The following is a 12,187-nucleotide window of genomic DNA, read 5'->3' as shown; positions in this document are numbered from 1 at the left end:
GAACGTGCTTTCACTGCCAGGCGATCCCTTCTTCGAATGTGTGGACGCGATGTGCGGCGTCGTTCTGCGCGTCGCGCACGAGCAGGCGCGACACCGTGTCGACGTGCGACCGGGCCAGAAGATGCACGGCCGCATAGCCGTTGCCGCAGACGGCGCTCAGCGACAGCCCGGACGCGTAGCGGCCGTCGAGCCGGCAGCGGAAGATCGGGCGCGCGCCGAACGCGTGAACATCGCGGGTTCCGGCTGCTGCCGGCCGCGTGTCGGCCGGCAGCAGGTACCACGTGCAGGCGCCGAAATCGGACAGCGCATAGGTGGCGCGTTGCCGGGCGGGTGCGACGATCGGGGAAGGGATTCGCATGATGGCAGGTCCTTGTCGAAAAGGAACGGAAAGTCGCGATCCGGGGCAATGCGCCCCGCATCGTGTCAATGATTCGTATTGCGAAATAAATAGGGTTGGGTTCGACGATCCGGCGTGAATCCGGTCAGCGCCGGTCGCGCCTCAGTTCAGCATCGCGTGATTGATCGGCAGCGCCATTTCAGGCGGAGAGACGAGCGCCTCGACGAGGCTGTTCAGGTTGACGGCGGGCAGGGCGAACGCGATCCAGCCCATCCCGACATGACGGATCGACAGCACCGCGCCGTCGTAGTCGGCGAGCCGGTCGACGCGCCAGCACGGGTCGATCTGCAGCGGATACTGTCCTTCCGGCGGCTCGACCGGATGGGTCGGCTGCATCGCGGCTCGTGCGGTCGCGAGTTGCAGGATCATCTGGTCGATATCGTTGACGCCGAGGACGGAGGTCTGGCCGTCGATCGTGAAGCGGATCACTGGAAACCCGGATTCGGAGGAGACTTCCATGCGCATCGTGTGATACATGATCGGGCCTTTCACTTTCACTGTCGGGGAGAACTGCCGCCATCGGCGCGGCCGGTGTGCGGTGTGACGGAAGCATAGGTCACACGCTATCCGAATAAATTTCAGGATTGTTTCGTCATATTCAGGACTCCCGGATTCGCGCGTTGTAAGCGGAATGAATTGGAGATCGCGCAAGAGTGCGCGGTAATTATTGAGATATATGGCGACGCTGACATCGGTCGCTGTGCGCGATCGGTAACCGATGCCGCATGAGCGTGCGCGATCGACGGACATTGGGCGGAATTCCGCACCGGAAGTGCGTTTCGGCCTGTCTTGAGCCCGCAATATTTCAAATGATTGCGGTGAAACCCGGCGCTTCGACGCGAGGAATCGCGATACGCCGGCCGTCGCGAACGGCGGCCGGCGCGTGTCGCGATCAGAACCGGTGACGAATGCCGAGGCTGACCATCTCCTGGCTGTCGGTGCCGGCGACGCCGTACGAGCCGATCGACGCTTCCGCGCCCGACACCGTGCCGTCCGCGTTCAGCTGCGTGCCGGTGGCCTTCTGCCATGCGCCGACGAGATACACGTCGGTGCGCTTCGACAGGCTGTAGTCGGCGCCGAGCGAGACCTGGTGATAGGACGCGCTGGCATCCCCGTTCGCATGCGTGTAGCTGTAGCCGAGACCGAGCAGCAGCGCCGGCGCGGCCTGGTAGTTGACGTACGCCTGGCCGGTGTTGAACTTCTCGGTCGACGCGAACGCCGATTCCGCATCCGCCTTGTACGCCGAGTTGCTGTACGCGAGGCCGAGCGTATACGGGCCGGCGATGTAGCGCGCGGCGACGCGCGCGATATTGATCGACTTCGCGGTGGCGTAGCCCGAGTTGACCGGGCCGTCGAAGGTGCCGTCCGAAGTCGACGACCAGCCGGTGCGCGCGGCCGTCGCGTTCGAGTTGTCGGCCACGTAATAGCCCGCGGCCAGCGAGAACGGGCCGTTGTTGTACGAGGCCGCGACCGCCCAGGTCTGGCCGGACCCGGTTTGCCCCGCGACGCCGCCGAGCGCGTACATCGTCTCGACCTGCAGCCCGCCGTAGCTCGGCGACAGGTACTTGATCGCGTTGTTGGTGCGCGAGCTGTTGTCGTAGTTGTCGACGTCGCCGGCGGTGGCGAACGTGCTGCCGAAGTAGTTGTCTTCGGTCAGCCCCTGGATCTGGTCGACGAGCGGATCGTACTGGCGGCCGAGCGTGAGCGTGCCGTACTGGGCGCTTTGCAGGCCGACGTAGGCCTGGCGGCCGAACAGCGACGTCGTGCCGTTGTAGGTGCCCATCTTGCCGTTGTTGACGTTGAAGCCGTTCTCGAGCTGGAAGATCGCCTTCAGCCCGCCGCCGAGATCCTCGCTGCCGTTCAGGCCCCAGCGGCTGCCGGACAGGTTGCCCGAGTAGAGGCCGACCTGGTTGCTGCCGGTGGGCGTGGCGTTGTGCGTGAACTGGAGCGACTCGTCGATGACGCCGTACAGCGTCACCGTGCTCTGCGCGTGCGCGGCCGAAAAGCCGGCCAGCAACGCGAGCGACAACAGCGATTTCCTCAAGATACCTTTCATCATGAACTCTCCTGGCATGTACCGGAACTGCTTTCCTTCCTGTCGAAGCGACCCGCCTTCGTCAGGAGCCGCCATTAGGTCATGACACAAATCCCGATCCGTTGGGATTCCACAACGACGGGTTTACCGCGGGTTTCCGCTTCGTTCATCCGTAATCTGATGGTTGCATGCGCAACGTTTATTCGAGGCCGGATGAAGGGGCGGTCGGTGCGGCGCGAGCCCCATCTAGCGGGGCCGCGCAGGCGTCGGCCGAATCCGTCGCGGTGCGCGGCGGCGCGCGATCGGGAATGCGTGCGTCAAATGCGGTAACGAAAACGCTCGCGAGTGAACGGCGGGATCCGGGCCGACAGGCAACCCGCGCGCTGCGCGGCAGCACGCGGCCGGTAAATGGCGGTAACGGGGCCGGTAAACCGGGTAATTCCACCGAAACCTACACTGGCCCGATGCGATGGACGAACTTCGACCCAACCTGACAGGAGCCACCATGAACTCGATGCAAGCGGTGTTTCTGCATTCCGGATACGGCGCGACCGACGGCTGGCTGTGGTCCTGCCTGCGCGATCTCGACGGCGTAACGGCCTACGACGAGCCGCTGCGCGCGATGGACGAGCCGGTCGACCGCGGGCAGTACGCGGGCGCCGGCCCGGGCGGCCCGCCGGCCGCGGACGTGGCCGAGACGCTCAGGCAGGATGCGCTCGGCACGTCGCGCGCCGAAATGGCCTTTTCGGCGAACCAGTTCGAGGAAGCGACGCCGGAACATGCGGGCGACATCGATCGCTTCCTGCGTACGCTGATGGCGCAGGCGTTCGATCGCGGCGACGTGCCGGTGTTCCGGTTCGGCGAATCGCTCGGCCGCCTCGCGTGGATGCGCCGCACGTTTCCGGACGTCGTTCACATCGTCGTCGCACGCAATCCGCTCGCGCAGTGGCAGTCGTGCTGCGACCGGCTCGTCGCGCAGCGCGACGGGGGCTGCATCGCGCTGCCGTTCCTGGCGCTCGCATGCGCCCGCAGCGTGCCGGCGGTCGAACGGGTGATCGTCGGCCTGCGCATCGATCTGCCCGACGACGTTCCGTGCGTCGGCGAGCGCCCGGCCGATCATTGCATCGAGTTCTTCAAGGCGCACGCGGCGTATGTCGGGCCGGCCGCCGCGTATCGCGCGTTTCTCGGCTACTGGCTGCTCGCGATGCGGCATGCGACGACGCATGCGGACGCGATCTTCGATTGCGACCTGGCGATCCGGTCGCATGCGTACCTGGGTGCGGCGCAAGCGTGGATCGGGAGCCTGACCGGATTGACGCCGTCGCTGCGCGCCGCGCACCGGAACCACGCGGTGCGCAGCCGGACGATGTCGTGCTCCGATGACGAGGATGTGCATCTCGCGGCGATGGAAATCGGCAGGATGCTGGTGCGCGACGGCTGCGCGCCGACCGACGCCCTCGCGCTGTGGGCGAGCAAGCTGGCCGAGGCGACGCTGGGCGCGCGCGCCGACGCCGATGCCACGACGGCGTACGGGCAGATGTGCGTCGATCAGGCGATGCGCATCGTCGATCTCGCGGCGGCCGGCAGTTTCGGCTCCGATACGGCGCTCGCGAGCGAACTCTCGATGATGAGGGCGGCGCTCGGCGGGTCGGCCGAGCAGGAGTCAAGCCGGCGCGCAGGGCCGTGGTCGCGGTTGACGAGCACCGCGCGCAGTTTCCTCGCGATGCGGCGGTAGCGGGCCGGATACGCCGGCGGGACGGCGGCGCGAACGGGGGCGGCGATCGTTTCGCCGCCCCCGTTCGCATCGCGCGGCCGTCAGCCCGGCGTGCGCGCCGCCTGCTTCGACGGCTGCGCGTCGAGCTGCGCATCCGACCACCCGCCGCCGAGATCGCCGAACAGCGTCGCCGTCGCCACCAGCCGCTCCTGCTGCACCGTCAGCGCATTTTCCTGCAGCCCGAGCAAGGTCGTCTGCGCGGTGGCGACCGTCGTGTAGTCCACGGTGCCGGCCTGATATTCGTTGAACGCGATGTCCGCGCCACGCCTGGCGTCGGCCACCGCGCGTTCCAGCACGGCCGCCTGCTCGGCCAGCACCCGCACGCTGACGAGATCGTCCTCGACATTCTGCAGCGCCCCGAGCACCGTGCCGCGATAGTTCGCGACCGCCGCGTCGTACGCGGCTTTCGCGGCCGCCACTTCGCCGCTGCGCTCGCCGCCGTCGAACAGCGTCTGCGACGCACTCGCCCCCAGCGACCACACGTAGTTCGCGACATTGAGCAGCCCCGCCAGCGGCGACGCGGAGAACCCGGCCGCCGCCGACAGCGAGATCGTCGGGTAATAGGCGGCAATTGCCACCCCGATCGCCGCATTCGCCGACGCCATCTGCCGTTCGGCAACGGCGATGTCGGGCCGCCGCTGCAGCAGCGTCGACGGCACGGCGACCGGCACGTCGGGCAGCGCAGGCAACGCGGGGTGGTGCGGAACGTCGAGCGCTTCGGGGGTGCGTCCGACCAGCACCGCGATCGCATGCACGTACTTCGCGCGCGTCACGCCGAGCGCGATCAGGCTCGACTGCGCGCTTTCGAGCTGCGTCTGCGCGGCGACGAGATCGGACGGCGGGATCGTGCCGGCCTTGTCCTGGTCGGCGATCACGCGCAGGTACGCTTCGTCGGCCTTGACGGTCGCATCGAGCAGGTCGAGGTTCGCATCGGCGACGCGCAGGTCGATCACGGTGGTCGCGAGCGTCACCTGCTCGGACAGCGCCGCATTCGCGTAGGTGGCGGCGCTGGCCTGCGCGCTCGCCTTGCGTTCCTCGACCGTGCGGCGCACCTCGCCCCACAGGTCGGGCGACCAGCTCACGGTGCCTTCGAGCGCGCCCGCGTTCGCGACGGTCGGCGAGCCCGCGGCCGTCGTGCGCTGCCGGGTGGCCGACGTCGTCGCGGAAACGGTCGGAAACAGCCCGGAACGCGCTTCGCGCACCAGCGCGAGCGCCTGCTGGTAGTTGTAATAGTCCTGCCTGACCGTCTGGTTCGACACCGTGACGAGCGGCTCCAGTTCGTTCAGCAGCGGATCGTTGAACGCGGTCCACCAGTCGCCTTTCGGGCCGTCGGCGTCGGGCTTCGCCTGCGTCCAGCCGGGCAGCTCGCGCCAGGTCGCGGGCGTTGCCACGGCCGGGCGGTGATAGTCGGGGCCGACCGCGCAGCCGGCGACGGCCAGTGCGATCGCCGCACCGAGCGCGCAGGTTCGCAGCCGTCGCACGAACGGCGGCACGGGTCGAGGAGAGAAGCGGGGGAAAGTCATGGGTCAGGGCCTCGATTCGGGCCGCTGTTGCCGCGGCCGCAGCCACGACCCGCGCGCGAGTCGCTCGCGCAGCCGGTCGAGATACAGATAGATCACGGGCGTCGTATAGAGCGTGAACACCTGGCTGATCAACAGCCCGCCCATCACCGTCACGCCGAGCGGCTGGCGCAGCGACGCGCCCTGGCCGATCGCGAACGCGAGCGGCAGCGCGCCGAGCACGGCCGCGGCCGTCGTCATCATGATCGGCCGCAGGCGCCGCACGGCCGCCTCGTGAATCGCGCGCCGCGCGTCGACGCCCTCGTCGCGCTGCAGCGCGATCGCGACGTCGACCATCATGATCCCGTTCTTCTTCACGATGCCGATCAGCAGGATGAAGCCGATCAGCGAGATCACCGAGAACGGCACGCCGAACACGAGCAGGGCCAGCGTCGCGCCGATGCCGGCCGACGGCAGCGTCGACAGGATCGTCAGCGGGTGGATCGTGTTTTCGTACAGCACGCCGAGCACGATGTAGACCACCACGAGCGCCGCGACGATCAGCAGCGGCACCGCGCCCATCGAGTTCGTGAATGCCTGCGCGGCCCCGGCGAAGCCGCCGTGTACCGACGCGGGCATGCCGATCGACTGCTCGGCGTCGGCGATCGCGACGGCCGCGTCGCTCAGCGACCCGTTGGCCGGCAGGTTGAACGAGATCGTCGCCGCGACGAGGCCGCCCTGGTGGTTCACCTGCGTGGCGGTGTGGCTGTTCGCGAACATCGCGAGCGCGGCGAGCGGCACCATCGTTTCCGCCGACGTGCTGTCCGCGCTGCCGGTCGAGCTGCCGCCCTTGCTGTTCGCGATGCTGTTGGTGGATGCGTTCGCTTCCGCGTTCGCGTTCTGCGCATTGGTCGTGCCGCCCGCGCCCGCCGTCGCGACGCCGACCGCCGCGCCGGTCGCGAGCGTCGCGGCGGCGGCCGGGACGGTGGCCGACGGATACTGCGTCTGCGCGGTGCCGTTCGCGTTGCCCGCCGCGGTGCTCGCGAAGATCCGGCCGAGCGACGACGGGAACTGCCAGTACGGCGGCGCGACTTCCATCACGACGAAGTACTGGTTCAACTGGTTGTAGATCGTGGAAACGGTGCGCTGGCCGAACGCGTCGTACAGCACGTTGTCGATCTGGTTCGGGTCGAAGCCGAAGCGTTTCGCGGTCGCGCGGTCGATCGTCACCATCGTCTGCAGCCCGTGCTGCTGCAGGTCGGAGTTCACGTCGACGAGCTGGCCGCGCCGCCGGTTCAATTCGTCGACGAGCCGCGGCGTCCACGTATAGAGCGCCTGCGGATCGTCGCTCGTGAGCGTGTACTGGTATTCGGCGGCCGATTGCCGGCCGCCGATCCGCAGGTCCTGCTGCGCCTGCAGGAACAGGCGCGCGCCCGAGACGGCCGCGAGCTTCGGCCGCAGCCGGTTGACGACCTCGGTGGCCGACGCGTGGCGCTGCGCGAGCGGCTTCAGCGCGACGAACACGTTGGCCGTGTTCAACGCGCGCCCGCCGGTGAAGCCGGCGACCGCCGAGACGGCCGGGTCCTGCTGGACGATCGCCTGGAGCTGCGCGAGCTTGTGCCGCATCGCACCGAACGAGATGCTCTGGTCGGCGATGATCTGCCCCATCAGCGTGCCGTTGTCCTGCTCGGGGAAGAAGGTCGCGGGCAGCAGCCGGAACAGCAGCAGGTTGCCGGCGAGCAGCGCGATCAGCACGACGCCGACGAGCGGCGCGCGGTCGAGCACCGCGTCGAGCGAGCGGGCGTACGCGTCGCGCAGCCCGTCGAGCACGGCGGCGATACGGGCGCCGACGCGCGACGGCGCGGCGTGCGCGCTGCGCCGGCTCAGCACGTACGCGCACATCGTCGGCGTGACGGTCAGCGAGATCACCATCGACAGCAGGATCGCGATCGACAGCGTGACCGCGAACTCGTGGAACAGCAGGCCGACGATGCCGGGCATCAGCAGGATCGGCAGGAACACGGCGATCAGCGACAGGCTCATCGACACGACCGTGAACGCGACTTCCGCGCTGCCGCGCAGCGCCGCCTCCTTCGGCGTATGGCCGGCCTCGAGAAAGCGCGTGACGTTCTCGAGCACGACCACCGCGTCGTCGACGACGAAGCCGGTGCCGATCGTCAGCGCCATCAGCGACAGGTTGTCGATGCTGTAGCCGAGCAGGTACATCGGGCCGAACGTGCCGACGATCGACAGCGGCAGCGCGACGGCCGGGATCAGCGTCGCGCGCGGCGACAGCAGGAACACGAACACGACGCCCACGACCAGCAGCACCGCGATGCAGAGCGTGCGCTCGGTGTCGTCGACCGACGCGTTGATCGACTGCGAATGGTCGACCGCGATGCCGACGCGCACCGAGCCCGGCAACGCGGCCTCGATCACGGGCAGGCGCTCGCGGATCTGCTGCACGGTGTTCACGACGTTGCTGCCCGGCTCCGGAAACACGATCACGAGCACGGCCTGCTTGCCGTTGTAGAGCCCCGCGTTGCGCACGTTCTCGTTCGAATCGAGCACCTGCGCGACGTCGTGCAGCTGCACGGCCGCGCCGTTGCGGTAGGCGACGACGAGGTCGCGGTACGGCGCGGCCGTGCCGATCTGGTCGTTGGACAGGATCTCGTAGCGATGGCCGTCCTGGTCGAGATGGCCTTTCGGGCTGTCCGCGTTCGCCGCGCCGAGCGACGCGCGCACGTCCTCGAGGCCGATGCCGTAGCTGTTCAGCTTGCCGGGGTTCAGCTCGACGCGCACCGACGGCAGCGCGCCGCCGCCGAGCGTGATCTGCCCGACCCCCTTGATCTGCGAGAGCTGCTGCTGGATCACCGAATCCGCGGAATCGTAGAGCTGCGCGGAGGTCAGCGTGTCGGAAGTCAGCGCGAGCACCATCACCGGCGCGTCGGCCGGGTTGTATTGCCGGTAGGTGGGGTTCGAGCGCAGCGTGGTGGGCAGGTCGGCGCGCGCGGCCTGGATCGCGGCCTGCACGTCGCGCGCGGCGCCGTTGATGTCGCGGTCGAGGCCGAACTCGATCACGATCATCGACGAGCCCGTGTAGCTCATCGACGTGAGTTCCTCCACGTCCGCGATCGTTTCGAGCCGGCGTTCGAGCGGCTCGGCCACCGTCGACGCCATCACGTCCGGGCTGGCGCCGGCCATGTTCGCCTGCACGACGATCACCGGATACGCGACGTTCGGCAGCGGCGCGACCGGCATCCGGAAGTACGCGAGCGCGCCGGACAGCAGGATCGCGATCGCCATCAGCGTCGTGGCGACCGGCCGGTTGATGAACAGGGCCGCCGGGTTCACGGCGCGCTCCCGCCGTCCGGCGCTGCGGCGCCGGCGCCCGCCGCGTCACGCCGGCGCCGCAGCGCCGCGGCCATCCGGTCGAACAGCAGGTACACCACCGGCGTGGTGAACAGCGTGAGGAGCTGGCTCAGCGCGAGCCCGCCGATGATCGCGAGGCCGAGCGGGCGGCGCAGCTCGGACCCCGTGCCGGTGCCGACCAGCATCGGCAGCGCGCCGAGCATCGCGGCGAAGGTCGTCATCAGGATCGGCCGGAAGCGCAGCAGCGACGCCTCGAAGATCGCGTCGGCCGGCGTCTTGCCGTGCTCGCGTTCCGCTTCGAGCGCGAAGTCGACGATCATGATCGCGTTCTTCTTCACGATGCCGATCAGCAGCACGATGCCGATGATGCCGATCACGTCGAGATCCGCGCCCGCGATCATCAGCGCGAGCAGCGCGCCGATCCCGGCGGACGGCAGCGTCGACAGGATCGTGACCGGATGGATGAAGCTCTCGTACAGCACGCCGAGCACGATGTAGACGGCGACGAGCGCGGCGATCAGCAGATAGACCTCGCTCGACAGCGAATCCTCGAACGCGGCCGCCGCGCCCTGGAACGACGACTGGATCGACGGCGGCAGCGCCGCGTCGCGCTCGACGCGCCGCACGTCGGCGACGGCCGCGCTCAGCGACGCGCCGTTCGCCAGATTGAACGACACCGTGACCGCCGGGAACTGCGCGAGATGGCGGATCGCGAGCGGCGTCTTCACGAGCCGTACGGTCGCGATCTGGCTGAGCGGCACCTGGCCGCTGCTGCTCGTCTGGCTCGGCAGGTAGAGGTTGCCGAGCGACGCGACGTTCGGCATCGTCTCGGGCTTCGCGACCAGGATCACGCGGTACTGGTTCGACTGCTCGAAGATCGTCGACACGATGCGCTGGCCGAGCGAATCGTACAGCGCGTTGTCGATGGTGGCCGGCGTGATCCCGTAGCGCGCGGCCGCCTGACGGTCGACGTCCACCTGCACGCCGAGCCCGTCGACGTCGAGATCGCTCTGCACGTCGGTGATCGAGCGCACCTGCTTCAGCTTCGCGACCAGCGCGGGCACCACCTGCTGCAGCGCCTGCCGGCTCGGGCCGCGCAGCACGAAGCGGTACTGGTTCGGCGACAGCGTCGTGTCGAGCGTCAGGTCCTGCACCGGCTGCAGGTAGAGCCGCACGCCCGGTACGCCGGCCGTTTCCTGCTGGAGCCGCCGCGCGATCGCCGCCGCGCTCTCCGCGCGGTCGCCGTGCGGGCGCAGGTTGATCAGGAAGCGGCCGTTGTTCAGCGTCGCGTTGACGCCGTCGATCCCGACGTACGACGTGAGCGACGCGACATCCGGGTCCTTCAGCAGCGCATCGGCCAGTTGCGACTGGCGCTCGACCATCGCCGCGTACGACACCGACGTGTCGGCCACGCTGATCCCCTGGATCGTGCCGACGTCCTGCACGGGGAACAGCCCCTTCGGGATCGCCACGTAGAGGATCAGCGTCAGCGCGAGCGTCCCGAGCGCCACGACGAGCGTCAGCGTCTGGTGCCGCAGCACCCAGGTCAGCGCGCGCGAATAGGCCGCGAGCGTGCGATCGAAGATCCGTTCGCTGAAGCGCTCGAAGCGGCTCGGCTGCGACTCCGACTGCGCATGCAGGATGCGTGCGCACAGCATCGGCACGACCGTCAGCGACACGACCGCGGAAATCAGGATCGTCACCGCGAGCGTGACCGCGAACTCGCTGAACAGGCGGCCGATCACGCCGCCCATGAACAGCAGCGGGATCAGCACCGCGATCAGCGACACCGTCAGCGACAGGATCGTGAAGCCGATCTGCCCGGCGCCCTCCAGCGCGGCGTCGAGCGGCCGCATGCCCTGCTCGATGTAGCGCACGATGTTCTCGATCATCACGATCGAATCGTCGACCACGAAGCCGGTCGCGATGATCAGCGCCATCAGCGACAGGTTGTCGATCGAGTAGTGCAGTTCGTACATCGCGGCCACCGTGCCGATCAGCGACACGGGCACCGCGATGCTCGGGATCAGCGTCGCCGGCAGGTTGCGCAGGAACACGAAGATCACCATCACGACCAGCGCGACGGCCAGCACGAGTTCGGTCGCGGCGTCGAACACCGACGCACGGATCACGCCGGTGCCGTCGCCGACGATCTGCACGTGCATGCCGGCCGGCAGCGTCGCCTCGAGCGCGGGGAGCTGCCGCTTGATGCGGTCGACGGTCGCGATCACGTTCGCGCCCGGCTGGCGCTGCACGTTCAGCACGATCGCCGGCGTGCGGTTCAGCCACGCGCCGCGCTCGATGTCCTGCGGCGCCTGCGACACGCGCGCGACGTCGCCGAGGAACACCGGCGCGCCGTTCTGGTACGCGATCACCGTGCGCAGGTACGCGGCCGGATCGGTGATCTGGTCGTTGGAATTGATCGTGTAGTCGAGATCGGGGCCGTCGAAGTTGCCTTTCGGCTGGCTGACGTTCACGTTCGCCAGCAGCGTGCGCAGATCGTCGATGTTCAGCCCGTACGCGGCGAGCTTGTGCGGATCGGCTTCGACGCGCACGGCCGGCACGTGGCCGCCCGCCGTCGTGACGAGGCCGACGCCCGGCACTTCGGAAATCTTCGTCGCGAGCCGGTTGTTCGCGGTGTCCTGCAGCTGCGTGAGCGACATCGAGCTCGACGTGACCGCGAGCGTGAGCACGGGCTGGTCGGCCGGGTTCACCTTCGCGTAGGTCGGCGGCGCGGGCAGGCCGCTCGGCAGGTAGCTGTTCGATGCGTTGATCGCCTGCTGGACGTTCTGCTCGGCGACGTCGAGGCTGACCGACAGGTCGAACTGCAGCGTGATGACCGACGCGCCCTCCGAGCTGTACGAGATCATCTGCTGCAACCCGGGGATTTCGCCGAGCTGGACCTCGAGCGGCGCGGTGACGGTGGTTGCCATCACGTCCGGGCTCGCGCCGGGGTAGAAGGTCTGCACCTGGATCGTCGGGTAGTCGACGTCGGGCAGCGACGACACCGGCAGGAAGCGCACCGCGACCGCGCCGGCCAGCACGAGCGCGATCGTCAGCAGCAGCGTCGCGACCGGCCGCAGGATGAAAAGGCGGGAGAGGTTCATCGT

The 12,187-nt window shown here is 68.7% G+C and carries 7 protein-coding genes; 1 reads left to right on the top strand and 6 read right to left on the bottom strand.

Features of this window, described 5'->3' with window-relative positions:
• Positions 1-10: 10 nt before the first annotated feature.
• The 3 genes from GQ56_RS0106930 to GQ56_RS0106920 form a co-directional block, all read right to left on the bottom strand.
• A complete protein-coding gene (locus tag GQ56_RS0106930; protein ID WP_031397955.1) occupies positions 11-358 on the bottom strand; it encodes a hypothetical protein in 348 nt (115 codons plus the stop codon).
• A 141-nt stretch (positions 359-499) separates the two neighbouring features.
• A complete protein-coding gene (locus tag GQ56_RS0106925; RefSeq protein ID WP_161788553.1) occupies positions 500-889 on the bottom strand; it encodes a hypothetical protein in 390 nt (129 codons plus the stop codon).
• Between the two features lie 400 nt (positions 890-1,289).
• Positions 1,290-2,456, bottom strand: coding sequence for a porin (locus GQ56_RS0106920; RefSeq protein WP_407638578.1), 1,167 nt, complete (start codon positions 2,454-2,456; stop codon positions 1,290-1,292).
• A gap of 481 nt (positions 2,457-2,937) precedes the next feature.
• Here GQ56_RS0106920 and GQ56_RS0106915 point away from each other — a divergent pair, with 481 nt between their 5' ends.
• Positions 2,938-4,167 carry a hypothetical protein gene (locus GQ56_RS0106915; protein ID WP_031397952.1) on the top strand — a complete coding sequence of 410 codons (1,230 nt, stop codon included), beginning with the start codon at positions 2,938-2,940 and terminating at the stop codon, positions 4,165-4,167.
• An 80-nt stretch (positions 4,168-4,247) separates the two neighbouring features.
• On the opposite strand, the gene GQ56_RS0106910 is transcribed toward GQ56_RS0106915, so the two are convergent.
• From GQ56_RS0106910 to GQ56_RS0106900, 3 genes are read right to left on the bottom strand one after another with little or no spacing between them, the layout of a single operon-like run.
• Positions 4,248-5,729, bottom strand: coding sequence for an efflux transporter outer membrane subunit (locus GQ56_RS0106910; protein WP_081894845.1), 1,482 nt, complete (start codon positions 5,727-5,729; stop codon positions 4,248-4,250).
• 3 nt (positions 5,730-5,732) lie between these two features.
• Positions 5,733-9,059 carry an efflux RND transporter permease subunit gene (locus GQ56_RS0106905; RefSeq protein ID WP_031397950.1) on the bottom strand — a complete coding sequence of 1,109 codons (3,327 nt, stop codon included), beginning with the start codon at positions 9,057-9,059 and terminating at the stop codon, positions 5,733-5,735.
• Entirely contained in the window at positions 9,056-12,184 is a 3,129-nt protein-coding gene (locus GQ56_RS0106900; protein WP_031397949.1) for an efflux RND transporter permease subunit, read from the bottom strand. The genes GQ56_RS0106905 and GQ56_RS0106900 overlap by 4 nt, the downstream gene beginning before the upstream one ends.
• Positions 12,185-12,187: the final 3 nt, after the last annotated feature.

This window comes from Burkholderia paludis, assembly GCF_000732615.1.
GTDB classification, from domain to species: Bacteria; Pseudomonadota; Gammaproteobacteria; order Burkholderiales; family Burkholderiaceae; genus Burkholderia; species Burkholderia paludis.
The sequence above is the reverse complement of the archived record's forward strand: the minus strand, read 5'-3'. Positions and strand labels throughout refer to the sequence as shown.

Coding starts and splice junctions, on each gene's coding strand:
- GQ56_RS0106920 (WP_407638578.1), bottom strand. CDS start 2,456: ATGATGAAAGGTATCTTGAGGAAATCGCTGTTGTCGCTCGCGTTGCTG.
- GQ56_RS0106930 (WP_031397955.1), bottom strand. CDS start 358: ATGCGAATCCCTTCCCCGATCGTCGCACCCGCCCGGCAACGCGCCACC.
- GQ56_RS0106900 (WP_031397949.1), bottom strand. CDS start 12,184: ATGAACCTCTCCCGCCTTTTCATCCTGCGGCCGGTCGCGACGCTGCTG.
- GQ56_RS0106910 (WP_081894845.1), bottom strand. CDS start 5,729: ATGACTTTCCCCCGCTTCTCTCCTCGACCCGTGCCGCCGTTCGTGCGA.
- GQ56_RS0106915 (WP_031397952.1), top strand. CDS start 2,938: ATGAACTCGATGCAAGCGGTGTTTCTGCATTCCGGATACGGCGCGACC.